The following is a 22,077-nucleotide window of genomic DNA, read 5'->3' on the forward strand; positions in this document are numbered from 1 at the left end:
TAGAGGGATGTCCACGCCTCGCCGCGGTCTGCGCCGCCCCTCGAAGGACGACGGCCCCCGCGCCAGCCTCCGTCAGCTCGTCCCCTTCCTCCTCGAACACAAGCGTGTTCTCGTGGTGGTCGGCGTCCTCAGCGTGCTCGAAGCGGTCGCCACCCTCATCCAGCCGCTCCTCGTCGGGAACGTCATCGGCCGGGTGCAGGCGGGCCAGGCCCTCGGCATCCTCGTCTGGGTCCTCGTCGGCCTCGTCGTCGTGTCCTCGCTCATCGGCGGATTCCAGCACTACCTGCTGCAGCGCACCGGCACCGCGGTCGTCTACTCGAGCCGTCGCCGACTGATCGCCAAGCTCCTGCACCTGCCGGTGCAGGAGTACGACGCTCGGCGCACCGGCGACCTGGTATCGCGGGTCGGCACGGACACGACCCTGCTCTACGCCGTCCTCACGCAAGGGTTCGCGGACTCGATCGGGAACGCCCTCATCTTCGTCGGCGCGATCATCGCGATGCTCATCATCGACCCGATCCTGCTGCTGCTGATCGTCGTCGTCATCGGCGCCTCGGCGACGGTCGTCGTCGTGCTGAGCGGCCGCATCCGTCGGGCCACGCTCGAACAGCAGGAGAAGGTGGGCGCGCTCGCCTCCGGTGTCGAGCGGGCAATCGGCTCGATCCGCACGATCCGCGCCTCTGGCGCGGAAGCCCGTGAGCAGGGCACCATCTCGTCGACGGCCAGCGAGGCCTACGACGCCGGCGTGAAGGTCGCGAAGGCCTCGGCGGTCGTCGTCCCCGTCGCAGGAATCGCCCTGCAGGTCTCGCTCCTCGTCGTGCTCGGCGTGGGCGGGTTCCGCGTCGCATCCGGCGCCATCGAGATCGCTCAGCTCGTCGTCTTCGTGATGTTCCTCTTCTTCCTCGTGCAGCCCCTCGCCTCGTTCTTCGGCGCGATCACCTCGGTGAACCAGGCGCTCGGCGCGCTCGGCCGCATCCAGGAGGTCCTCGACCTGCCGGACGAGACGGCCGAGGATGCCGCGATCGCCGCATCCGCCGCCTCGCCGTCCGCCGACTCGACGGCCGCCATCGAGTTCCGCGACGTGCACTTCTCCTATCCCGAAGCGGTCGTCCGCGCCCGCCGGAGCGCGCAGGACGAGGCGATCAAAACCCTCGCCGACGCCCGCGCGCCCCTCCCCGAGGAGTCGGAGCCCGAACCTGAGGCGACCGTGCTCCGAGGCGTCTCGTTCGAGGTGCCGCGCGGAGCCCGCGTCGCACTCGTCGGCCCGTCCGGGGCCGGCAAGTCGACGACCCTCTCGCTCATCGAGCGCTTCTACGACCCGACCGCCGGCGCGATCCTCATCGACGGGATCGATGCCCGCGCGCTCGACCGCCTGTCGCTGCGCGCCCGCCTCGGCTACGTGGAACAGGACGCCCCCACCCTGGCGGGCACGATCGCCGACAACCTGCGCCTCGCGTCCCCGAACGCGACCGACGCGGACTGCGAGCGCGTGCTCGAGGCCGTGAACCTCACCGAGGTCCTGGAGCGCTCGGCGCTGCGCTTGCAAGCGCCGGTGGGAGAGGCGGGCGTGATGCTCTCCGGTGGCGAGCGTCAGCGCCTCGCCATCGCGCGGGCACTGCTGGCCGCTCCGCCGATCCTGCTGCTCGACGAATCCACATCGTCCCTCGACGGCCTCAACGAGCAGCGCATGCGCGAAGCGATCGACGCGGTCGCCGCGGGTCGCACGCTCGTCGTCATCGCACATCGGCTCTCGACGGTCGTCGACAGCGACCTCATCGTCGTCCTCGATCACGGCCGCGTTGTGGGTCGGGGCACGCACGACGAGCTCGTGCGCGACGTGCCGCTCTACCGCGACCTCGCCGCCCGCCAACTGCTGGTCTGAAGGCTCCCCCGAACGCACCGCGACCCGACGCGAACTGCGACTCCCGGCATCCGGGAACAGCAGTTCTCGTCGGGTCGACGCCTGGTGCGGGAGGCTCAGGCCTCCTGCTGCGCGCGCTGCAGGCGGTAGCGCAGGGCGGCGAGCTCGGCGTAGAGGGCCGGCGGGACCTTGCCGTCGAACGTCCGGTAGAACTCCTCGGTGAGGTCGGCCTCGGCGAGCCAGGATGCCGGGTCCACCGCGAACAGCTCGTCGAGATCGGCCTGCGGCACCTCGATCCCCGCGAGGTTCAGGTCGTCGGTCTTCGGCAGGCGCCCGACGGGACTGTCCACGGCGCCGACCGACCCGTCGATGCGGCGGATGATCCAGTCGATGACGCGGGCGTTGTCGCCGAAGCCGGGCCACAGGAAGCGCCCGTCCGAGCCCTTGCGGAACCAGTTGACCTGGAAGATGCGCGGAGCCCGGTCGAAGCGCAGCTTCTGCCCGACCTTCAGCCAGTGGCCGAAGTAGTCCGCCATGTTGTAGCCGCAGAAGGGCAGCATCGCGAAGGGGTCGCGGCGCAGCTCGCCGACGAGCCCCTCGGCGGCGGCGGTGCGCTCGGACGAGATGTTCGAGCCCATGAAGACGCCGTGGGTCCAGTCGGTGGCCTCGACCACCAGCGGGACGTTGGTGGCACGGCGTCCGCCGAACAGGATCGCGTCGAGCGGGACGCCCTCGGGGGCATCCCAGTCCGCGGCGATCTGCGGGCACTGCCCCGCACTCACGGTGAAGCGCGAGTTCGGGTGGGCGGCGGGACGACCGGATGCCGGGGTCCAGGGCTTGCCCTCCCAGTCGGTGAGCTCGGCCGGCGCCTCGTCGGTCAGGCCCTCCCACCACACGTCGCCGTCGGGACGGAGCGCGACGTTCGTGAAGATCGTGTTGCCCCAGAGAGTGTCGACCGCCGTCACGTTCGTCGATTCGCCCGTCCCCGGCGCGACGCCGAAGAAGCCGGCTTCGGGGTTGATGGCCCAGAGGCGGCCGTCCTCACCCGGACGCAGCCAGGCGATGTCGTCGCCGAGCGTCTCGACCCGCCACCCGGGGATGGTCGGGCGGAGCATGGCGAGGTTCGTCTTGCCGCAGGCCGAAGGGAACGCTGCGGCGACGTGGTAGGCCTTGCCCGCGGGGTCGATGACGCGGATGAGCAGCATGTGCTCGGCGAGCCAGCCCTCGTCGCGGCCGATCACCGACGCGATCCGCAACGCGAAGCACTTCTTGGCGAGGATCGCGTTACCGCCGTAGCCGGAGCCGAACGACCAGACCTCGAGCGTCTCGGGGAAGTGGACGATGTACTTCTCGTCGTTGCAGGGCCACGCCTCGTCCTGCTGTCCGGGAGCGAGCGGCGCGCCCACCGAGTGCACGGTCTTGACCCAGGGCTTGCCGTCGGCGATCTGCTGCAGCACCTCGGCGCCCACGCGCGTCATGATGCCGATGGACGTGACCGCGTAGGCGCTGTCGGTCACCTGAACGCCGATGTGCGAGAGCGGGCCGCCCACGGCGCCCATCGAGAAGGGCACGACGTACATCGTCCGGCCGCGCATGCTGCCCTCGAAAAGGGGCGTGATGGTCGCGCGGATCTCGTCGGGCGCGATCCAGTTGTTGGTGGGCCCGGCATCCTCTTCACGCTCCGAGGCGATGAAGGTGCGACCCTCGGTGCGGGCGACGTCGCTCGGGTGCGAGCGGGCGAGGTAGGACCCGGGACGCCACTCGGGGTTGAGCTTGATGAGCTTGCCCTCATCGACCTGCTGGCGCAGCAGCGCGTCGTTCTCGGCGGCCGAGCCGTCGACCCAGTGGATGCGGGCGGGCTGCGTGAGCGCCGCGATCTCGTCGACCCACGCGTGGAGGGCCGCCATGCCCTCTCCGGTGACGGCGGGACGGATGCCGGTGGGCGCCGGCGTCGAGCGGGCGACGATCGGCGTCGAGCCGGTACGGGTGGGGCGGGTGAACAGGTCTGCGATGGCCATTCGGCGCTCCTCGGTCGGGGTGGGCGTACCTCCACTGTGCGCCCCAACAGCCCACTCTTTTCGCAATTCTCTGCGTCAAGAAGTGCGATTCTTTCGATAGCATCAAGTTCATGGCGACGCCCCTCCAGCTCTCGACCCTCGGCCACCGCATCCGGCATCAGCGGACCGCCCACGGCTTCACGCTCGACGAACTGGGGGCGCTCGTGGGCATCGCCGGGAGCCAGCTCAGCCTCATCGAGAACGGCAAGCGCGAGCCGAAGCTGTCGATCCTGCAGGCGATCGCGACGGCGACGGGCACGGACGTGACCGACCTGCTCTCCACGGAGCCCCCGAACCGCCGCGCCGCCCTCGAACTCGACCTGGAGCGTGCGCAGCGGAGCCCCGTGTTCCGCCGCCTCGGCGTCGCCCCGGTGAAGGTCACGAAGACGATGTCGGACGAGACGATCGAGGGCATCCTCGCGCTCCACCGCGAACTCGAGCGGCGCGAACGCGAATCGATCGCGACACCCGAAGAAGCCCGCCGCGCCAACACCGAACTGCGCCTGCGGATGCGGGAGCAGAACAACTACCTGCCCGACATCGAGAAGCTCGCCGAGAAGAAGCTCAAAGCCGCCGGGCACTCCACTGGCGCCTTGACGCACCGCACGGTCAGCATCATGGCGGAGCAGCTCGGGTTCGAACTCATCTACGCGAGCGACCTCCCCCACTCCGCACGATCGGTCACCGACCTCGAGAACGGGCGGATCTACCTGCCCCCGGCATCCATCCCCGGCGGCCACGGCCTGCGGTCGATGGCGCTCCAGGCGATGGCGCACCGTCTGCTCGGGCACACCCCGCCGACCGACTACGCCGACTTCCTGCAGCAGCGCCTGGAGATCAACTACTACGCGGCGTGCTGCCTCATGCCCGAGACCGCGTCGGTCGCCTTCCTGGCCCAGGCCAAGAAGGACCGGAACCTCGCCGTCGAGGACTTCCGCGACGCATTCGGCGTGACCCACGAGGCGGCCGCGATGCGGATGACCAACCTCCTGACGCAGCACCTCGGCATCCCGCTCCACTTCCTGCGCGTCGACGGGGCGGGCGCGATCAACCGCGTCTACGAGAACGACGGGCTGCCACTGCCGATGGACGTGACGGGATCGGTCGAGGGGCAGGTGGTCTGCCGCAGATTCGCGGCGCGGTCCGCGTTCGCGGAGCAGAACCGGACGACCGAGCACTACCAGTACACCGACACCCCCGGCGGGACGTTCTGGTGCTCGAGCCAGACCGGCTCGACTACGGAGGGCGAGTTCTCGATCACGGTCGGGGTGCCCTTCGACGACGCACGCTGGTTCCGCGGGCGCGAAACGCCGAAGCGGGCGGCCTCGACGTGCCCCGACGAAGCCTGCTGCCGGCGACCCGACGCCGATCTCACCGAACGGTGGAAGGGCAAGGCATGGCCGAGCGCCCGCGTGCACATGCAGATGTTCTCGCCCCTTCCGCGGGGGATGTTCCCCGGCGTCGACGACGGCGAGGTCTACGCGTTCCTGGACCGACACGCCTGAACGCCGTGTTGAGCGCCGCCGGGCGGCGGGTGTACGCTCTCGCGAGTGAGGTTCGCCTAACCTAATCTGCGACGACGTGCAGCAGGTCCCGCGGACGGGCTGCGACGGGGCAGCGGGCACCGGCCTCACTCCCGAACACCCGAAGAGATCCCGTGCTCGCCTCGCTCCTCCCTCCCTTCCTCATCGGCCTCCGCGAAGGCCTGGAGGCCGCGCTCGTCGTCGGCATCCTCGTCGCCTACCTCGTCCGGATCGACCGCCGCGACGTCCTCCCGAAGCTCTGGGCCGGAGTGGGACTCGCGGCAGCGCTCGTCCTCGTCATCGGCGCCGTCCTCACCTTCGGCGCCTACGCCCTCACCTTCCAGGCCCAGGAGCTCCTCGGCGGCCTCCTCTCCCTCCTCGCCGTCGGCATGGTGACCTGGATGATCTTCTGGATGCAGCGGACCGCGCGCACCATGCGCTCCCATCTCGAAAGCGGCATCGATCGCGCACTCGCGATGGGCGGCTTCTGGGGGATCGTCCTGATCGGGTTCGTGTCGGTGGCTCGCGAAGGCATCGAGACGACGCTCTTCCTCTGGTCCATGGTGCAGACCGCCGGCCAGGAAGGCCCGGGCTGGCTCGGCGCCGTGCTCGGCCTCGCCGTCGCCGTCCTCCTCGGATGGCTGCTCGCCCGCGGCGCCGTGCGTCTCGACCTCCGCCGGTTCTTCGCGTGGACGGGCGGCTTCCTCGTCGTCGTCGCCGCGGGTGTGCTCGCCTACGCCTTCCACGACCTGCAGGAGGCGGGCGCCCTCCCCGGACCCTTCTCGGATGCCGCGACCATCGACCCCGTCACCGGTGGCGTCGGCGTCGGCGTCGCCGGGTTCCCGTTCGGCTGGGCCTTCGACCTGAGCGCGCAGCTCCCTCCCGGCAGCGCGATCGCCGCGCTCCTCCAGGCGACCGTCGGCTTCATGCCCGAGATGACCTGGCTGCAGGTGATCGCCTGGGGGCTCTACCTCGCCGTCGTCGGCACGTTCTTCGTCCGAGGCCTGTTCCCGCGCCCGCGTCCTGCGCCTGCGGCATCCGCCGGCACCTCCGCATCCCGTCACGCATCCCAAGGAGCATCATGACCCGCCCCCGCCTCACCACGGCGCATGCCGCCCTCGCCCTCGTGGCCGTCAGCGCCGTCGCCCTCTCGGGCTGCGTCGCGAAGACCGACGCGACGAGCACGGACGCCCTCACGGTGACCTCGACGGATACCTCCTGCGACGTCTCGACGGCGACGGCGAAGAGCGGAACGCTGACCTTCGCGGTGTCGAACAAGAGCTCCCAGGTGAGCGAGTTCTACCTGCTCGCCGAGGACGGGCTGCGCATCATCGGCGAAGTCGAGAACATCTCACCCGGCGCCGAGCGGACCCTGACCGTCGTCGCGCAGCCGGGGAAGTACAAGACGCTCTGCAAGCCGGGCATGGTCGGCGAGGGCGTCGGGCGCGCTGATTTCAGCGTCACCGGCGGGGCGGTCGCCGCCACCGGCGACGACGCCGAGCAGAAGCAGAAGGCCGTCGACCTCTATGCCGCGTTCGTCAAGGACCAGGTCGAGCAGCTCGTCCCCGCCGTCGACGCCTTCACGACCGCCTACGAGTCGGGGCGGGACGACGAGGCGCGCGCGCAGTTCCCGACGGTGCGCGCGTTCTACGAGCGCATCGAGCCGGTCGCCGAATCCCTCGGCGACCTCGACCCGCGCATCGACTACCGCGAAGTGGATGCCGTGGCCGACGGCCTCGAATGGACCGGCTTCCACCGCATCGAGAAGGACCTGTGGGTGCCGGAGAAGGACGCGCTGAACGCCGACGGCGAGACGCCGGCATGGCAGGACTGGGCTCCGTCGACCACGGAGGAACGGGCGACGTACGGCGACAAGCTGGTCGCGGACGTCGGCGAACTCAACGACTACGTCCACTCCGACGCGTTCCAGAAGGCGCTCGACGCCCAGGGCGTCGCCGGGATCTCCAATGGCGCGATCGCCCTGCTCGACGAGGTGGCGACCGGCAAGATCAGCGGCGAGGAGGACTGGTGGTCGGGCACGGACCTGTCGGACTTCGCCGCGAACGTCGAGGGCTCGAAGATGGCGTTCTCGCTCGTGCGTGACTTCGCGTCGGCCGCCGGATCCGATGGGAAGACGCTCTCGACGGAGATCGCGCGGCGCTACGACGACCTGAATGCCGCCCTCGCCGCCCACGGCTCGCTCGAGAAGGGCTTCGTCGCCTACAAGACCCTCACCGAGGACGACAAGCGCGAGCTGACCGACCTGATCAACGCGCTGGCCGAGCCGCTGTCCCGCCTGACCTCCACCGTCCTGCAATGAGCACCGAGGACTCGCCCTCAGAAGAGACCGCCCGCCCGTCGCTCAGCAGGCGCGGCCTGTTCGGTCTCGCCGCAGGAGTCGGCGCCGCGGGCCTCGCGCTCGGCGCGGGTGCGGGCTCCGCGATCGGCGTCGCGGTCGGGCGCGAGCGCGCGGAGCAGGAGGGGGCAGCATCCGTCCACCCCTTCTTCGGGACGCACCAGGCGGGGATCACGACACCGATGCAGGACCACCTGCACTTCGCCGCCTTCGACATGATGGCGGGCTCGAGCCGGGACGACCTGCAGTCGCTCCTGAAGGACTGGAGCTACGCGGCGGCACGGATGACGCAGGGTCTCGACGTGAGTGCCAGCGGCGCCGTCGGAGGGTCGCCCGAGGCGCCGCCGGACGACACCGGTGAGGCGCTGGGGCTGCCGGCATCCGGCCTCACGATCACCTTCGGCCTGGGCCCGACCCTGTTCTCGACCGACAGCGGCGAGGATCGGTACGGGCTCGCCCGGCTGCGCCCGGCGGGCCTCGCGAAACTGCCCGCGTTCCTCGGCGACGACCTCGACCCGTCCGTCTCGGGGGGCGACCTCTGCATCCAGGCGTGCGCCGACGATCCGCAGGTCGCCGTGCACGCGATCCGCAACCTCAGCCGGATAGCCTTCGGGCGTGCGCGGCTGCGCTGGTCTCAGCTCGGCTTCGGAAAGACCTCGAAGACGACCGCCGCGCAGGCGACGCCGCGGAACCTCTTCGGCTTCAAGGACGGTACGGCGAACATCCTCGCGGACGACACGAGCGCCCTCGCCGACCACGTGTGGGTCGCCGAGGACGACGCTCCGGCGTGGCTGGCCGGCGGCTCGTACCTCGTGGCCCGCAAGGTCGCGATGCTCATCGAGACGTGGGACCGCGTGCGACTGTCGGAGCAGCAGCGGATCATCGGACGCGACAAGGCGCAGGGCGCTCCGCTCTCGGGCGGCGTCGAGACGACCGCGCCCGACTTCGGCACCACGGATGCCGCCGGTGCCCCCGCGATCGACCGGGCCTCGCACGTGCGCCTCGCCCATCCCGACCTGAACAACGGCATCCGCATCCTGCGGCGCGGCTACAACTACGTCGACGGCAACACCGACCTCGGCCGCCTCGACGCGGGACTGTTCTTCCTCTCGTACCAACGGAGCCCGGACCAGTTCGTGACGCTCCAACGCGCCCTGTCGACCGACCTCATGAACGAGTACGTGCGTCACATCGCGTCGGGCATCTGGGCGGTGCCCCGCGGCGCGGGGGACGGCTCGTACGTGGGCGCGGAACTGTTCGCCTGACCCGGGCACACGAAAGCGGGGAGCACAGTCCCCGTGTGCTCCCCGCTCGACTCGCGCGCCCGAACAGCGCGAGTGGTGAAGGTCAGTCCTTCTTGAAGGCGTCCTTCACGTTCTCGCCGGCCTTCTTGGCGTCGGCCTTCGTCTGGTCGGCCTTGCCTTCAGCAACGAGCTTGTCGTTGTCGGTGGCCTTGCCGATCGCTTCCTTCGCCTTGCCGGCGATGTCCTGAGCGGCGTTCTTGATCTTGTCGTCGAGTCCCATGAGGGTCTCCTTTCTCTATCGGTGGTGGGGGGGAAACCGGTGCCTGGACCGGTGGTTCGATCGGTGGATCAGCTGACCCGCGCGGCGTCCGAGGCGAACCTGCTGCGCAGGCCGCCGTGGATCGAGATGTAGGCGGCGGTGTCTGCGCCGGTCACGACTGCCAGGCCGTCCATCAGCCGATCGACGTGATCGACGACGCGACGGGGGTCGGCTCCCTGACGGGCCGTGATGCTCACGTGGAGCACGGGCTCGTCGCGGACCGTGTGCGCAGTGACGGATGCCGCGACCACGTCGCCCTCACGGGCGAGGGAATTCTTCACGGCGTCCGCCGCGAAGCCCTCGGTGATCGTGACCCGGCCGAGCGGCGTCTGCGAGCCGCTCGAGCGGAGGACGGTGCGGGAACGCCGGCTCACGAGAGTCGTGAGACTGGCGAAGAGGACGACCGCGATCACGATCGCGATGACCGCCGCACCGATGGCCGCCCAGCTGAGCGCGGTGCCGGGGATCGCGGTGGCGTCGCCCGCGGCGCGGAGTGCGTCGACGGCGGCCTTCCCGGAGGAGGTCCACACGTCGCCGACGGCCGGGAGGGCCGCCGCCGTGGCCGCCGCGCCCCCGCCGATCAGCAGGATCACGCCGACGATCATCAGGACGGTGCGGTTGAGTGCACGGTTGGTGTCGTTCATGCCGCCTTCTCCTCATCGTCGGGGCGCGCGATCCGCACGCGGGTGCGAACAGGGCGCGCCAGCTTCAGCGCGGCGATCTCCGCATCGGCCAGCGAGGTGACCTGGGTCTTGTCGACCGGGATGCCGGCTCCGGGACGGACGGTGACGTCGACGCTCCGGTGGGCGACCCCGACCGTCACACGGTCGCGGGCGACGCCGATCTCGTCGCTCACCCGCTGGGCGAGCGCCGCGGCGAGGACGCCGTTGTCGATGACGGCGACGCGGCCACCGGCATCCACTTCGTGCTTGGACAGACGGCCCGGCGCGACGGCCAGGACCACGAGCCACAGCCCGATCGCGGCCACGACGAGCCCCCCGGCGACACCGGCCGCCACCGGGGCGTTGCCGGGGAGTCCGGCCAGCCACTCCAGCGCCGCCACAGGGCGCACCAGAAGTGCGGGCTGGGCCGCGAGGGCCAGCACGAGCTCGACGGCGACGTACAGGGCCAGGATGATCGCGACCAGGACGACGAGGGCGAAGGCGACGCTGCGCGGCGAGTGGGTCTCGCGGCGCACGACGCGACGCAGCACAGGGGTGGTCATCGCACACGCTTCCTTTCCGGGGTCCGGGCACCGGTCACGGTGACGTCGATTCGGGCGATGTCGCGCCCGAGGAGGTGGGTCAGTCGCTCGCGCAGCTGCTCCTGCATCTGCGAGGCGCGCTCGAGGACGGGGACGGTGCTCCGCACCGCATCCAGATCATCGAGGTCGGGGACGGGGAGAGGGCTCGATACCTTCAGAGCCATGCCGTCCCGTCGGTCGGCGACACCCACGGAGATCTCGCCCCGCGGGACGCCGATGACATCGGCGGACACCGCCCGTGCGATGCCGACGAGCACACGCTCGGCGACCTCGGTACGGCCGGCGACGCCGGGGGCCGCGGCGGCGGGTCGCGAGGACCCGCCGCCCGCCGTTCCGTCGGTGTCGGTACGCATCAGGAGGTGCGCCGTCCCGTGAAGGCGTCGGTCACGGCCCGCACGTCGAGCTTGCCCGAGGCGATGCGGCCCACGACGGCGCCGATCGCCATGAACAGGGCGGTGAGGAGGAATCCCCAGAACCCGAACGCGAGGCCCACGACGGCGAGGATGGCGCCGGTCAGGGCGCCGATCAGCGTGGTGCTCATGAGACGCGCGACTCCTCGTGCTGCTCGTCCTCGTCGCCCGGGATGTGGACGTCGTCGACGGTGACGTTGACCTCCACGACCTCGAGTCCGACGAGGCGCGTGATGGCGCCGGCGACGGCGTCACGGACCTGCGAGGCGACCTGGTGGACGGGGGTCGGGTACTCGACGACGATCGTCAGGTCGACGGCGGCCTGGGTCTCGCCGACCTCGACCTTGACGCCCTGACCGAGGTCCTGGGCGTTGATGGCGTTGCGGATCGCGCCGAGGGCACGTGCTCCGCCGCCACCGAGAGCGTGGACGCCGGGGATCTCACGAGCGGCGATGCCGGCGACCTTGGCCACGACGCCGTCGGAGATGACGGTCGTGCCGGCGGTGGACGACGAGGTCTCGTCGGCCTTCGGCAGCGAACGGTCGACGCGTGCGCCGGGCACGGCGGGGGTGGTGGTCGCGGGGGTCTCGGTAGCCATGGTTCTCCTCTTTCTCGAACGATCTTCCGACGCACCGTGGGTGCGTCGCGGGCCGTTGCTTTCGGCCTCGTACATAAGAGGGCCGGGCGTCCCGATTCGTCACAAAAAAGTTCGGAGAAGTTCTGCGACCGCTCTCGGCGTCAGTGGATCCGGGCGATCTGGATGCTGATCCGCGCGTCGTCCGGGGTGTTCGCGATCAGCGCGTCGGCCACGCGGCGGGCCGCATCCGGGGTGTTGTCCTGCGACGCGGTTGCGATCCGCGCGGCGACCAGCGGCATCCCATCGCGAACGGTCACGGCGACCTCCGCCATGCGATCCCCGTCCGCGCCGGCGGCGGCGGCGATGAGACCGGGGATGCGAGCGACGGTGGAGCGGGGCGAGTAGACGTCGGTGACGCCGTCGACGGCGCGGATGCGGGCGACGAGATCGGGCTGGCCGGCGGACGCGTCGATCGGCTCGTCGGAGGGTTGCCCGATGGGGGGCTGACCGATGGAGGGGACCCGGGTCATGGCGTCACTCCTTCCCTTCTGTGCCGTGGAGCTCCTCGACGGCGACGTTGACAGCGGTGACGTTGAGCTCGGTGTGCTCGGCGAGGACGCGGTAGACGAGCTCGCGAAGGCTCGCCGTGAGCTCGGGGATCGACTTGCCCCAGGCGACGGAGGCGGTGAGCTCTATGCGCACCGGGGCGCCCGGGGTCTCGGCATCGCCCACGATCTCGGTGCGCCCGAGGTAGATCCCGTCGAGCTCGTCGGCACTCGAGCGCACGAGCGAGCGGACGGCCCCCTCGGTGACCGTGATCGTCACGCGGGGGTCGGGGTGGTGGATGGGGAAGCTGCGACCCGCGCGCAACTCGGAGTGGATGACCGAGAGGATCCCCTCGAACCAGCTCTCGGGGGGTCGCGGCATCCGCTCGGCATCGTCGGCGACCAGGTCCCGGGAGAGCTGGCCGACCCGCTCCAGGGCCTCGATGACGTTCAGGCAGTCGGGGCACGACTCGATGTGGGGGTCGCGGGGCGTGCGACCGGACTCGACGTAGCTGCTGAGCTCGTCGACGGAGCGGCCGCACTCGAGAGTGTCGTCGTCGTTCATCGCCACCCCTCCATCTCGATCGCGATGCTCGCCCGGGCCCGTGCGAGCAGTCCCCGAACGGTGCTGTCGGTCATGTTCATCTCTTCTGCGATCTCGGCATAGCTGAGCTCTGCGACTTCACGCAGCAGCCAGCATCGGCGTTGATCCTCCTTCAGTCGGTCGAGCGCCCGCGAGAGGGCCGCGAGGCGGTCGTTCTGGATCGCCGCGCGCTCGGGCTGCGCATGCGAGGACGGCGGAAGGACAGCCTCGTCGAGAGCATCCTCTCGCGATCTCCGGGTCGCGAGGGCGAGCGCCTCCCGGCCGGCGATCCGCATCAGCCACGATTTCACGGCCGACGGGTCGCGGAGCGTCGGGAGCTGCTTCCATGCCGTCACGAACGCGTCCTGCACGACGTCGTCGGTGTCGGCGACCGACCCGACGATGCGGTAAACGTAGGCGCGCACGAGAGAGGAGTGACGCCGGAGGATCTCTCCGAACGCTGCCGTGTCGCCGTCGACGGCACGCTGGACGAGGATCCGGTCCGGCGCATCGCGAAGCGACGAGGTGTCGCGCCGGGGAGAATCGCGCAGCGGGGAGTCGATGATGCACTCCCTCCGACACGGCCGCCAGGATCAGCGGGCTTGAGAGGACGCTAATCGGGCGGAACGGCACGAAGAACCGCTTGCGCCACGGCCCCGCACTCGCTATTGGCGCCCGAAGAAGCCACCCACGCGTGCGAGCGCGTCGCCCACCCCGGCATCCGACTGCCCGTTGAACAGGGTCGCTGCGGGGATGTCGGAGCTCCCCACCGCGAGCGAGAGGCTCCAGGTGCCGACCGCGACACCACCGCGGAGGATGACCGGACGCACCATCCCGTTGACGGTGGGGCCGATGCTCATGCGATCACCGGCACCCATCCCGATCGAGCGGTCGGCGTACGAGAGGACGTATTCGTCGAAGGCCGGGAGCGCGATCGTGCCCGGGAGGGCCGGGGCGGGCACCGCGGTGGTCGGCTCGTCGGGCACGTCGAGGAGCTCCCCGCCGAGGGCCACGACGCGGTCGCCCGCACGCTCGGCGGCTCCCCGGGCCTGCCCCGCCGGAAGCCCCGCCCACCAGGCGAAGTCCGCACCGGTCGCGGGCCCGTGTCCGCGCAGGTAGGCCACGAGGAGATCGACGGCCGGGTCGTCGCCGGCCGGGCCGCGGGGCGGGAGGGCGACGAGGTACTGCTCACGGGCGACTCCCTCGTCGCGCGGGACGACAGGGCCGAGCGCGAGCACCCCGCGGATCGACAGGGCGGTGAGGATGCGCGTGCCCGCAGCGACGGACCCCGCGACGCCGTCCCGCTGCAGGGCGTCGACGAACGCGGCCCTGGTCAGGGGTGCCTCTGCGGCGAGGGCGGACCGGAAGACGCGTTCGCCACGATCGAGCACTCCCGGGTCGATGCCGTACGCCCGCGTCTGCCGCTCCCCCGTCACGTCGAGGATCGCCCCCACCGAACCGGGCTCCACGATGTGGAGGGTGCCGCGCTGCGTCCACGCGCGCACCAGGAGCCCCGCGTCGAACGCGCGATCGACGTCGCCGACGGCGGGGCCGCCGGAGGTGCGGATGCCGAGCGCCCAGCGACCGGCCGCGAAGTCCTGCGCCTGCACGGCGAACAGCCGGCGCGCGACGTCGGGGACGGTCGCGGCGGGCTCGACGAGCAGGTGCGAGCGGAGTCGACGGAGTCGGATCTGCGCGGCATCCATCTGCGGTTCAGTCGGTCGCGTAGGGCTGGAGCGCATCGACGACGCTCGCGGCGAAGTCGGCGCTCGCCCCCCAGTCGAACCGGAACAGGGCGCCCTCCCCTCCCCCGGAACCCCGGAACACGGCCTTCGTGCGACCGGCGAGGTTCTCGAGCAGGACCGTCAGCGACGCCCGACTGCTGGTGCGCATGTAGTACTTCTCGAAGATCAGGAGCGCGGTCTGATGCCCGGCCTCCGTAGCGGTCGCGTGCTGACCCACGCACTCCACCGTCATCCCCGACGACTGCACGTGGTCGAGCACGATCCGGGCGGCGTCGAACGGCGTGAGGCTGATCTCCATCGTCTGCAGCATGACCGCAGTGTGCCACGGACGTCCCGGTCCGCGCGCCTATACTGATCCCCGTCCGGGACCGCGAAGGTCCTGGTGCTCGGAAAAGGGGCACGCAGCCACCCGCATCGTCGCGGAGCGCGAGACATATACGGCATCCGTCGTCATCGTCTCCAGGAGCTCTCATGCCCACCGTCGCCGCCCACGTCGCCTCCGCCCTCGCCGCCCACGTCGATCACGTCTTCGGCGTCATGGGCAACGGCAACGCGCTCGTCCTCGACGCCCTCGAACGACGCGATGACGTCACCTTCACCGCCGTCCGTCACGAAGCCGGCGGTGTCGTCGCCGCCGATGCGCACCACCGCGCCGGGGGCGGCCTCGCCGCGGCGACCTCGACCTACGGTGCGGGCTTCACGAACACCCTCACCGCGCTCGCCGAGGCCGCGCAGGCGCGCGTGCCGCTCGTGCTCGTCGTCGGTGACGAGCCGACCTCGGGCCCGCGGCCGTGGGACGTCGACCAGCTCTCGCTCGCGTCGGCCGTGGGGGTCCGCACCTACACGGTGGGACGGACGGATGCCGCGGCCACGACGGTCATCGCGATCGAGCACGCCCTGTCGTTCCGCATCCCCGTCGTGCTCGCGATCCCCTACGACGTGGGCGGGCGCGACGCGGGCGAGATCCCGGTGACGCCCGATCCCGTCCTCCCCGCCCCGCTCGCCCCGACCGGCCCGCACGCCCTCGCGACGGTGTCCGCCGTCGCCCGCGCGCTCGCGTCAGCCGAACGCCCCCTCCTCCTCGCCGGCCGCGGCGCGTGGACGGCGGGCGCCGGTGGGCAGCTCGGACGCCTCGCCGACGCGGTCGGGGCACTGACGGCATCCACCGCACTCGGCCGCGGCGTCTTCCCGCGCGGCGAGTACGACCTGGGCGTCACCGGCGGTTTCGGGGCGGAAGGCGCGATGGCCGCGATCCGCGAGGCCGACGTCGTCGTCGTGTTCGGGGCGTCGCTCAACCAGTTCACGATGCGCTTCGGCGAGCTCTTCTCGCCGGGCGCCACGATCGCGCAGGTCGACGTGGCGGCCGCGGCGACGCATCCGCAGGTCGGCCGGTACCTGCGAGCGGATGCCGCCCTCGCGGCGCGCGCGATCGCCGACGAGCTCGAGCAGCTCGAGGTGACGCCGTCGGGCTGGCGGGAGGCGGTCGACGTCGCCGGGCTCCGGACCTACGACGTCGGCGACGCTCTCGCACCCGACGGACGACTCGACCCGCGGAGCGCGGCCGCGGCGATCGCGGGACTGCTGCCCGAGGATCGCGTCGTCGTCTCGGACGGCGGGCACTTCATCGGCTGGGCCAACATGTTCTGGCCGGTGGCCTCGCCCGACCGGATGATGATGATCGGCACGGCGTACCAGTCGATCGGCCTCGGGTTCCCGTCGGTACCGGGCGCGGCGCGGGCGCGGCCCGAGTCGACGATCGTCCTCACGACGGGCGACGGCGGCGGCCTCATGGCGATCGCCGACCTCGAGTCGGCCGTCCGGGTGGCGCGCGGGCGCGGCCTCGCCGTGGTGTGGAACGACGGTGCGTACGGAGCCGAGGTGCACCTGTACGGGGTCATGGGTCTCGCGCGGGGGCCGATGGAGATCCCCGAGGTCGACTTCGCCGGGCTCGCGCGGGCCGTCGGCGCGGAAGGGGTCATCGTGCGGACGCTCGACGACCTGCAGGCACTCGCGCGCTGGCGCGATCTCCCCGCCGACGAGCGCCCGTTCCTGCTGCTCGACCTGCGGGTCTCGGGCGCCGTCCGCGCGCCCTACCAGGAGGAGATCCTGCAGGTGAACCTGCGGCGGTGACGTTCGCCCGGGGAGGGCTAGCCGGGCAGCGTCGAGCCGACGCGAACTGTCCCCGTCGTGGCGATGAGACGACACTTCGCGTCGGCTCGGCAACGGTGGCGGCGGGATGAAGCCTGGGCGCTCCTCAACGACGGAACGAGGTTCCGGCAGGTCCTGACTTCGGCGAGGATGGCGAGGTGCGCAAGAAGACCATCCGTCGCAAGCTCCGCGAAGCTATCGGCGGGTCCGATCTCGTCGTCATCGACCGCGTGTCCCGCCCGTCGCAGACGGTCAAGGGCTTCATCGTCAGCGTCGGCAGGCGTTGGGTGCTCGTTCATCAGACGATGGATGGCGGCTTTTTCGACGGACACGTTGCGATCCGGATCAGCGAGGTTCACCGTGTGCGTGGCGATGTGACCTTCGAGTCCGCATTCGCACGCACACAGCCCGAGTGGCCACCTGCGCAACCCCGAAGCGACCGAGATGTGGAGCTCGGCACAACGGCCGGCCTGCTCGCATCGTTGGCGAGTCCAGGGCAACTGTTCGGAGTAGAACGGAACAAGAAGTACGACGCGATGTGGATCGGCGTCCTCGAGGGAGTCATCCCACCCTGGCTTTACATGCGTGAAGTGCGACCGGACGCAACGTGGCACGACGAGCCCCTGGGATACCGTCTTCGCACCATCACTCTGGTGCTCGTGGGAACGCACTACCTTCGGGGGCTCACATCGATCGCCGAACCCGCTCCGATACCTTCCTGAATCGATCGAGCCCTCGACTGCGGCCTGCCCGGGGAGGGCTACCACGTGGCATCGCCCCGCGCTACGGGAGGGGAGAAGCGCGGTGCGCGCACTACTGTTGCCCTCAGCCAAGCGGCGTGAGTGGAGCGCGATGAACGGTAACGATGTGACCCCTCGGGTCGCGCGGCACGACGCCCGAAGAGTCCTCGCCATGTTGCGGCGCTACCGCGTGGCCGAGTCCGACATGCTGACCCGCGCCCGGCGCTCACTCGGTATGAGCGAGAACGAGTTCGCGGCACTCCGTTTCCTGATGCAGCAGCGCGATCACGCCGCGAGGCCCCACGCGCTCATCCAGCATCTGGGGATCTCGTCCGCATCGGTGACCGCCATGATCGACAAGCTCGAACGCACCGGCCGGATCGTGCGGCACGAGGTCGCCGGCGACCGACGGGCCGTCTCGGTCACGGCGACGCCGCTCGCCAAACGGGAGATGCGCACCACGTTCGAGGAGTTGGACGAGCTCATGGAGGCCGCCGTGGAGCGTCTCAGCCCGTCCGAGATCAACCACATCGAAGCGTTCCTCGAAGTGGTGACCGATGCCGTCGAGGGAAGCATCGCAGCCTGACCTCGTTCCTCGCAGGCGCTCCGCGGAGCGGTGATCACTCCGCCGAGGATGACTCGGTCTCCGCGGCGGGTTCCGGCTCGGAGTGCCCGAGGGACTTCTCCTGGAGGAAGGCGCACAGCTCGGCTGCGATCTGAAGTTCGTGTGTGAGGGCGTTGAGCTCGAAGCTGGTCAGCTCCAGGGTCCGCTCGGCGGGTTGGATGAACACGTGCCAACTGAGATCGTCACCCTCGTCGCGAGGTTCGATCCACACCTGGTTCGGTGCGTTCTCCAGCGGGATCAGAACCAGTCCGGTGTCCTCTCCGCCCGACCCGTCCTGCACGACGACGCGGATCTCCTCCCCGGCGCTTCGGGCTTCGATGAACTCGGCCACCCAGTGCTCGAGCGTGGCCTTGCTGTGGAACACCATGGGTCGTCCTCGGGTAGGTGGTACAGGCGATGCCGGGGCGAGACCGCTCGCTCGATTATCGCGCTCGGGAAGCGCGGCTCACGCCTCGCGGCGCGGCATCCCTGCTCGTCGACCGATCGCGAGCCACGCGGCGGGACCCGCCACCGGGACCAGCAGCACCACGAGGACCCACGCCAGCGCCTGCCTCGAGGTCAACCGCCGCGTCGACCGGGCGAGCGAGACCAGGGCGACGACCATGAGCACGGCCGCGATCAGCGCGATGACGGACCAGACGATGTCGTATCCGGACGGGACCAGCGGGTTCAGGGCGCTCACACCCCGACCCTAGCGGTGCTCGAGCCGACGGTGGGAGCGCCGAGACGTCGCAGATGGTCGGCGGGATGCCGCGCAGGCGACCATCTGCGACGCCTCGGCACCTCGACGCGTCAGCCGGCGGGGCGGAAGGCTCCGGCGAGGAACTCCCCCAGCTCGGCGGTGGCGGTCAACGGCAGGACGGCGGCGACGTACTGGTCGGGGCGGACGACGACGACCGCGCCACGCGGCGAGATCCCGCGCTCGGCGAAGACGTCGACATCCGTCCAGGTCGACGGTCCGGTCGCGTACACCTTCTCCCAGTCCATGAGCCCGAGCGGCCCCGAGTGGGGTCGGAACACGGCGGGCACCGCCGCCATCTCGACGTCCTCGTACCGCCGCGGGTAGATCACCTTCGTGTCGAAGACGGCGTCGGGATCGGCCCCGGCCGGCGTGTGCCGGGCGATCGGGCCGGATGCCGAGGCGAACCACTCCGCCCAGGCCGAGAGGTCTTCGCCCGACGCATCGGCGAAGGCGTACACGCGCCACCGACCGTCGGCCTTGGCATGGTGACCGAGGTGCACGACGTTGCCGTCCGCGACCCGGACGACCTCCGCGGACTTCAGCCGCTTGCCGACGGGGAACCCCGTCGCGAGGTCCTGATGCTCGGCGCCTGCGACGATCGCCGAGGCGCCGTAGTGCGTCATGAACCCCGACGGGAACTCGGCGGTCGCGAGGTAGTACGTCGCGAGGTCTTCAGGGTCGGTGATCTCCTCGGGCTTGCGCGCCATCAGCGACGACCACTCCTTGTCGAAGTCGATCAGCTGCTGCGCGACGGGTCGTCGCTCGGCGCCGTAGGTGGCGAGGAGGGATGCCGGGGCCAGCCCGGTCAGCACGTGCCCGAGCTTCCACCCCAGGTTGAACCCGTCCTGCATCGAGACGTTCATGCCCTGCCCGGCCTTGGCGCTGTGGGTGTGGCATGCGTCGCCGGTGAGGAAGACCCGCGGATCGCGGTCGACGCCCTCGGGAACGTCGTCGAATCCGTCGGTGACACGGTGTCCGACCTCGTACACGCTGTGCCAGGCGACCTGTTTCACATCGATCGTGTAGGGGTGGAGGATCTCGTTCGCGCGGCGGATGACCTCTTCGATGGGGGTCTCGCGGACGCGGTGGTTGTCGTCCGCGGCGACCGCGCCGAGGTCGATGTACATGCGGCTGAGGTACCCGCCCTCGCGAGGGATGTGGAGGATGTTCCCCGCCGAGCTGTTGATGGCGCACTTGATGCGCCAGTCGGGGAAATCGGTGTCGACCAGCACGTCCATGACGCCCCAGGCGTGCTTCGACGCATCGCCGACGTGCACGCGCCCGATCGCCTGTCGCACACCGCTCCGGGCACCGTCGCATCCGACGACGTACCGCGCCCGGACGACGCGCTCCTCCCCCGCGCGGGGGCCGCCGACGTGGCGGACCGTGACCGCGACGGGGGCCGCGGCATCCTCGGGCACCTCGAGGCCGACGAACTCGATGCCGTAATCGGGCACGATCCGTCCGGGGCCGTGGGCGGCGGCCTCGGCGAAGTAGTCGAGCACGCGCGCCTGGTTGACGATCAGGTGCGGGAACTCGCTGATCTTCAGCCCGTAGTCATCGGTCCGCGATGTGCGGCGGATGCGGCTCGGGTCGGCCGGGTCGGGGCCCCAGAAGTTCATGTAGCCGATGTTGTACGCCTCGGCGATGATCCGCTCGGCGAACCCGAACGCCTGGAACGTCTCCACCGAACGCGGCTGGATGCCGTCGGCCTGACCCAGTTCGAGCCGACCGGTGCGCCGCTCGATGAGACGTGTCGAGACCTGCGGGAACTGCGACATCTGGGCGGCCAACAGCATCCCCGCCGGACCCGAGCCGACGATGAGCACGTCGGTCTCGTCGGGGAGCTCCTCGGGGCGGTCGACGCCGGTGCCGGCGGCGGGCAGCACCCGCGGATCGCCCGAGACGTAGCCGTGGTGGTGGAACTGCATGGTTCTCCTCGAACGGTCAGGCGCGGGTGAGGCCGCGGACCGGGCTGACCGCCTGCTCCGCCTCGTGATCGGGGTCGAGCGGGATGCCGCTGCGATCGCGCAGCAGCAGCGTCGCCACGAGGCCCAGCACGGTCATGCCGGCCAGGTACCAGGTGACGGGGGTGGTCGACCCGAAGGCGGCGACGAGCGCGGTCGCGATCGTCGGGGCGAACGCGCCGCCGAGGATCGCACCGATCGCGTACGAGATCGAGACGCCCGAGAAGCGGATCGAGGCGGGGAACAGCTCGGCGTAGAGCGCGGCCTGGGGGCCGTAGGTGAAACCGAGACCGATCGTGAGGATCGCGAGCCCGAGGAAGAGGACGAAGACGTTCCCCGTGTTGACCAGCGGGAAGAGCGCGAACACACCCACGAGCTGCATGATCCAGCCCGCGATGTACGTCGTGCGGCGCCCGAACCGGTCCGAGGCGAAACCGGCCACGAGGGTGGAGAGCAGCCACGTGACGGCCGACCCGGTCACCGCCCACAGCACCGGGCCGCGGTCGAGACCGAGGGGGCCTTCGGGGTTCGTGGCGTAGCCCTGGATGTACCCGCCGGTGGTCATGTAGCCGACGGCGTTGTTCCCGGCGAAGACGAAGGCGGCGACGATCACGAGCACCGCGTGCTTGCGGAAGAGCTCGACGATCGGCATCCGGCTGTGTTCTTTGCGCTCGGCGAGCTCGAGGAAGACGGGGCTCTCCTCCACGCGGCGGCGAACGTACCAGCCGACGAGGATGAGGACGACGCTGAGGAGGAACGGTACGCGCCAGCCCCACTGCAGGAACTGCTCCCCCGGCGCGATCGCCGACATGAGCGCCATGACGCCCGATGCGAGCAGCAGGCCCAGCGGCACGCCGATCTGCGGCGAGGCGCCGAACGCGCCGCGGCGCGTCTTGGGGGCGTGCTCGACGGCCATGAGCACCGCGCCGCCCCACTCCCCGCCGGCGGAGATGCCCTGCAGGATGCGCAGGAGCACGAGGAGGATGGGCGCGGCGAGGCCGATGGACTCGTAGCTCGGCAGGACGCCGATGAGCGCCGTCGCCAGGCCCATCAGGATGAGCGTCCACATGAGCACGACCTTGCGGCCGTACTTGTCACCGAGGTGGCCGGCGAGGAACGCGCCGAGGGGCCGGAAGAGGAAGCTCACACCGACCGTCGCGAACCCGATGAGGACGCTGTCCTTGCCGAGCGGGGCGAAGAAGAGCTGTCCGAACACGAGCCCGACGGCGGTCGCGTAGATGAAGAAGTCGTACCACTCCACGGTGGTGCCGACGACGGTGGCGAACACGACGCGGCGGCGGTCCGCGGCGGTCGCGATGGTCCCGGTGGGGGTGAACCCGCGAGGGGTGGGGGAAGTACTCATGCTGACTC

Annotated in this window: 24 protein-coding genes; 8 read left to right on the plus strand and 16 right to left on the minus strand. The window is 70.7% G+C overall.

All coding sequences use genetic code 11. The annotated features are described in order from the left end of the window. The first annotated feature begins 7 nt into the window (after positions 1–7). Complete coding sequence (locus AC4NN1_RS06075; protein WP_491954802.1) at positions 8–1,882, plus strand: ABC transporter ATP-binding protein; 1,875 nt, start codon at positions 8–10, stop codon at positions 1,880–1,882. Positions 1,883–1,977: 95 nt separating this feature from the next. Here AC4NN1_RS06075 and AC4NN1_RS06080 read toward each other — a convergent pair whose 3' ends face one another. Further along, a complete protein-coding gene (locus tag AC4NN1_RS06080) occupies positions 1,978–3,879 on the minus strand; it encodes a phosphoenolpyruvate carboxykinase (GTP) (RefSeq protein ID WP_491954803.1) in 1,902 nt (633 codons plus the stop codon). Between the two features lie 110 nt (positions 3,880–3,989). Between AC4NN1_RS06080 and AC4NN1_RS06085 the strand changes: the two genes are divergently transcribed. From AC4NN1_RS06085 to efeB, 4 genes are all read left to right on the plus strand, one after another. Next, positions 3,990–5,423 (plus strand): helix-turn-helix domain-containing protein, encoded by a 1,434-nt coding sequence (locus AC4NN1_RS06085; protein ID WP_491954804.1) that lies wholly within the window; start codon positions 3,990–3,992, stop codon positions 5,421–5,423. 152 nt (positions 5,424–5,575) lie between these two features. After that, positions 5,576–6,526, plus strand: coding sequence for an iron uptake transporter permease EfeU (gene efeU, locus AC4NN1_RS06090; RefSeq protein ID WP_311869855.1), 951 nt, complete (start codon positions 5,576–5,578; stop codon positions 6,524–6,526). Beyond that, positions 6,523–7,761: an iron uptake system protein EfeO gene (gene efeO, locus AC4NN1_RS06095; RefSeq protein WP_491954805.1), complete on the plus strand. Its 1,239-nt coding sequence runs from the start codon at positions 6,523–6,525 to the stop codon at positions 7,759–7,761. The genes efeU and efeO overlap by 4 nt, the downstream gene beginning before the upstream one ends. Next, complete coding sequence (gene efeB / locus AC4NN1_RS06100; protein WP_491954806.1) at positions 7,758–9,062, plus strand: iron uptake transporter deferrochelatase/peroxidase subunit; 1,305 nt, start codon at positions 7,758–7,760, stop codon at positions 9,060–9,062. Before efeO ends, efeB begins: the two co-directional genes overlap by 4 nt. 82 nt (positions 9,063–9,144) lie before the next feature. Here the strand turns inward: efeB and AC4NN1_RS06105 are convergent, their stop codons facing one another. The 11 genes from AC4NN1_RS06105 to AC4NN1_RS06155 form a co-directional block, all read right to left on the minus strand. After that, positions 9,145–9,321, minus strand: a complete 177-nt coding sequence (locus AC4NN1_RS06105; protein WP_018188814.1) for a CsbD family protein — start codon at positions 9,319–9,321, stop codon at positions 9,145–9,147. A gap of 68 nt (positions 9,322–9,389) precedes the next feature. Next, positions 9,390–10,004 (minus strand): hypothetical protein, encoded by a 615-nt coding sequence (locus AC4NN1_RS06110; protein WP_491954807.1) that lies wholly within the window; start codon positions 10,002–10,004, stop codon positions 9,390–9,392. Then, positions 10,001–10,585 carry a DUF6286 domain-containing protein gene (locus AC4NN1_RS06115; protein ID WP_018188816.1) on the minus strand — a complete coding sequence of 195 codons (585 nt, stop codon included), beginning with the start codon at positions 10,583–10,585 and terminating at the stop codon, positions 10,001–10,003. The genes AC4NN1_RS06110 and AC4NN1_RS06115 overlap by 4 nt, the downstream gene beginning before the upstream one ends. Then, a complete protein-coding gene (locus AC4NN1_RS06120) occupies positions 10,582–10,977 on the minus strand; it encodes a hypothetical protein (RefSeq protein ID WP_018188817.1) in 396 nt (131 codons plus the stop codon). The genes AC4NN1_RS06115 and AC4NN1_RS06120 overlap by 4 nt, the downstream gene beginning before the upstream one ends. Next, complete coding sequence (locus AC4NN1_RS06125; RefSeq protein WP_018188818.1) at positions 10,977–11,165, minus strand: DUF2273 domain-containing protein; 189 nt, start codon at positions 11,163–11,165, stop codon at positions 10,977–10,979. The genes AC4NN1_RS06120 and AC4NN1_RS06125 overlap by 1 nt, the downstream gene beginning before the upstream one ends. Continuing rightward, a complete protein-coding gene (locus AC4NN1_RS06130) occupies positions 11,162–11,632 on the minus strand; it encodes an Asp23/Gls24 family envelope stress response protein (protein ID WP_311857711.1) in 471 nt (156 codons plus the stop codon). Before AC4NN1_RS06130 ends, AC4NN1_RS06125 begins: the two co-directional genes overlap by 4 nt. A 140-nt stretch (positions 11,633–11,772) precedes the next feature. Further along, positions 11,773–12,141 carry a hypothetical protein gene (locus AC4NN1_RS06135; protein ID WP_491954808.1) on the minus strand — a complete coding sequence of 123 codons (369 nt, stop codon included), beginning with the start codon at positions 12,139–12,141 and terminating at the stop codon, positions 11,773–11,775. Positions 12,142–12,145: 4 nt separating this feature from the next. Continuing rightward, on the minus strand, positions 12,146–12,721 hold the full coding sequence (locus AC4NN1_RS06140; RefSeq protein WP_256335309.1) for an Asp23/Gls24 family envelope stress response protein: 576 nt from the start codon (positions 12,719–12,721) through the stop codon (positions 12,146–12,148). Next, the gene (locus AC4NN1_RS06145; RefSeq protein WP_336126414.1) at positions 12,718–13,305 is read right to left on the minus strand and encodes an RNA polymerase sigma factor; all 588 of its coding nucleotides are present in this window, start codon (positions 13,303–13,305) and stop codon (positions 12,718–12,720) included. Before AC4NN1_RS06145 ends, AC4NN1_RS06140 begins: the two co-directional genes overlap by 4 nt. Before the next feature lie 99 nt (positions 13,306–13,404). Continuing rightward, complete coding sequence (locus AC4NN1_RS06150; protein ID WP_491954809.1) at positions 13,405–14,481, minus strand: winged helix DNA-binding domain-containing protein; 1,077 nt, start codon at positions 14,479–14,481, stop codon at positions 13,405–13,407. Further along, on the minus strand, positions 14,453–14,794 hold the full coding sequence (locus AC4NN1_RS06155; RefSeq protein WP_018188824.1) for a DUF6054 family protein: 342 nt from the start codon (positions 14,792–14,794) through the stop codon (positions 14,453–14,455). Before AC4NN1_RS06155 ends, AC4NN1_RS06150 begins: the two co-directional genes overlap by 29 nt. A 161-nt stretch (positions 14,795–14,955) precedes the next feature. Here AC4NN1_RS06155 and AC4NN1_RS06160 point away from each other — a divergent pair, with 161 nt between their 5' ends. The 3 genes from AC4NN1_RS06160 to AC4NN1_RS06170 all read left to right on the plus strand — a co-directional run bounded on the left by AC4NN1_RS06160 (position 14,956) and on the right by AC4NN1_RS06170 (position 17,958). Continuing rightward, positions 14,956–16,614 (plus strand): thiamine pyrophosphate-binding protein, encoded by a 1,659-nt coding sequence (locus tag AC4NN1_RS06160; RefSeq protein ID WP_491954810.1) that lies wholly within the window; start codon positions 14,956–14,958, stop codon positions 16,612–16,614. Positions 16,615–16,790: 176 nt separating this feature from the next. Beyond that, the gene (locus tag AC4NN1_RS06165; protein ID WP_116228558.1) at positions 16,791–17,354 is read left to right on the plus strand and encodes a hypothetical protein; all 564 of its coding nucleotides are present in this window, start codon (positions 16,791–16,793) and stop codon (positions 17,352–17,354) included. Positions 17,355–17,544: 190 nt separating this feature from the next. Next, on the plus strand, positions 17,545–17,958 hold the full coding sequence (locus tag AC4NN1_RS06170) for a MarR family winged helix-turn-helix transcriptional regulator (RefSeq protein ID WP_018188826.1): 414 nt from the start codon (positions 17,545–17,547) through the stop codon (positions 17,956–17,958). Between the two features lie 34 nt (positions 17,959–17,992). On the opposite strand, the gene AC4NN1_RS06175 is transcribed toward AC4NN1_RS06170, so the two are convergent. The 4 genes from AC4NN1_RS06175 to AC4NN1_RS06190 form a co-directional block, all read right to left on the minus strand. Then, positions 17,993–18,364 (minus strand): hypothetical protein, encoded by a 372-nt coding sequence (locus tag AC4NN1_RS06175; protein ID WP_018188827.1) that lies wholly within the window; start codon positions 18,362–18,364, stop codon positions 17,993–17,995. A gap of 78 nt (positions 18,365–18,442) precedes the next feature. Then, positions 18,443–18,679: a PLDc N-terminal domain-containing protein gene (locus AC4NN1_RS06180; RefSeq protein WP_336124504.1), complete on the minus strand. Its 237-nt coding sequence runs from the start codon at positions 18,677–18,679 to the stop codon at positions 18,443–18,445. Positions 18,680–18,789: 110 nt separating this feature from the next. Beyond that, complete coding sequence (locus AC4NN1_RS06185) at positions 18,790–20,670, minus strand: FAD-dependent monooxygenase (RefSeq protein WP_336124506.1); 1,881 nt, start codon at positions 20,668–20,670, stop codon at positions 18,790–18,792. Positions 20,671–20,686: 16 nt separating this feature from the next. Beyond that, a complete protein-coding gene (locus AC4NN1_RS06190; RefSeq protein WP_018188830.1) occupies positions 20,687–22,069 on the minus strand; it encodes an MFS transporter in 1,383 nt (460 codons plus the stop codon). Positions 22,070–22,077: the final 8 nt, after the last annotated feature.

This window comes from Microbacterium sp. MDV22-iso44 (genome assembly GCF_058629135.1).

What these genes read in the sequence shown, in the direction of transcription:
- AC4NN1_RS06120 (WP_018188817.1), bottom strand. Translation starts at nt 10,977, where the DNA reads ATGCGTACCGACACCGACGGAACGGCGGGCGGCGGGTCCTCGCGACCC.
- AC4NN1_RS06170 (WP_018188826.1), top strand. Translation starts at nt 17,545, where the DNA reads ATGTTGCGGCGCTACCGCGTGGCCGAGTCCGACATGCTGACCCGCGCC.
- efeO (WP_491954805.1), top strand. Translation starts at nt 6,523, where the DNA reads ATGACCCGCCCCCGCCTCACCACGGCGCATGCCGCCCTCGCCCTCGTG.
- AC4NN1_RS06190 (WP_018188830.1), bottom strand. Translation starts at nt 22,069, where the DNA reads ATGAGTACTTCCCCCACCCCTCGCGGGTTCACCCCCACCGGGACCATC.
- AC4NN1_RS06085 (WP_491954804.1), top strand. Translation starts at nt 3,990, where the DNA reads ATGGCGACGCCCCTCCAGCTCTCGACCCTCGGCCACCGCATCCGGCAT.
- AC4NN1_RS06080 (WP_491954803.1), bottom strand. Translation starts at nt 3,879, where the DNA reads ATGGCCATCGCAGACCTGTTCACCCGCCCCACCCGTACCGGCTCGACG.
- AC4NN1_RS06075 (WP_491954802.1), top strand. Translation starts at nt 8, where the DNA reads ATGTCCACGCCTCGCCGCGGTCTGCGCCGCCCCTCGAAGGACGACGGC.
- AC4NN1_RS06135 (WP_491954808.1), bottom strand. Translation starts at nt 12,141, where the DNA reads ATGACCCGGGTCCCCTCCATCGGTCAGCCCCCCATCGGGCAACCCTCC.
- AC4NN1_RS06160 (WP_491954810.1), top strand. Translation starts at nt 14,956, where the DNA reads ATGCCCACCGTCGCCGCCCACGTCGCCTCCGCCCTCGCCGCCCACGTC.
- AC4NN1_RS06140 (WP_256335309.1), bottom strand. Translation starts at nt 12,721, where the DNA reads ATGAACGACGACGACACTCTCGAGTGCGGCCGCTCCGTCGACGAGCTC.
- AC4NN1_RS06175 (WP_018188827.1), bottom strand. Translation starts at nt 18,364, where the DNA reads ATGGTGTTCCACAGCAAGGCCACGCTCGAGCACTGGGTGGCCGAGTTC.
- AC4NN1_RS06110 (WP_491954807.1), bottom strand. Translation starts at nt 10,004, where the DNA reads ATGAACGACACCAACCGTGCACTCAACCGCACCGTCCTGATGATCGTC.
- AC4NN1_RS06130 (WP_311857711.1), bottom strand. Translation starts at nt 11,632, where the DNA reads ATGGCTACCGAGACCCCCGCGACCACCACCCCCGCCGTGCCCGGCGCA.
- AC4NN1_RS06115 (WP_018188816.1), bottom strand. Translation starts at nt 10,585, where the DNA reads ATGACCACCCCTGTGCTGCGTCGCGTCGTGCGCCGCGAGACCCACTCG.
- AC4NN1_RS06105 (WP_018188814.1), bottom strand. Translation starts at nt 9,321, where the DNA reads ATGGGACTCGACGACAAGATCAAGAACGCCGCTCAGGACATCGCCGGC.
- AC4NN1_RS06185 (WP_336124506.1), bottom strand. Translation starts at nt 20,670, where the DNA reads ATGCAGTTCCACCACCACGGCTACGTCTCGGGCGATCCGCGGGTGCTG.
- efeB (WP_491954806.1), top strand. Translation starts at nt 7,758, where the DNA reads ATGAGCACCGAGGACTCGCCCTCAGAAGAGACCGCCCGCCCGTCGCTC.
- AC4NN1_RS06155 (WP_018188824.1), bottom strand. Translation starts at nt 14,794, where the DNA reads ATGCTGCAGACGATGGAGATCAGCCTCACGCCGTTCGACGCCGCCCGG.
- AC4NN1_RS06150 (WP_491954809.1), bottom strand. Translation starts at nt 14,481, where the DNA reads ATGCGCTCCAGCCCTACGCGACCGACTGAACCGCAGATGGATGCCGCG.
- AC4NN1_RS06125 (WP_018188818.1), bottom strand. Translation starts at nt 11,165, where the DNA reads ATGAGCACCACGCTGATCGGCGCCCTGACCGGCGCCATCCTCGCCGTC.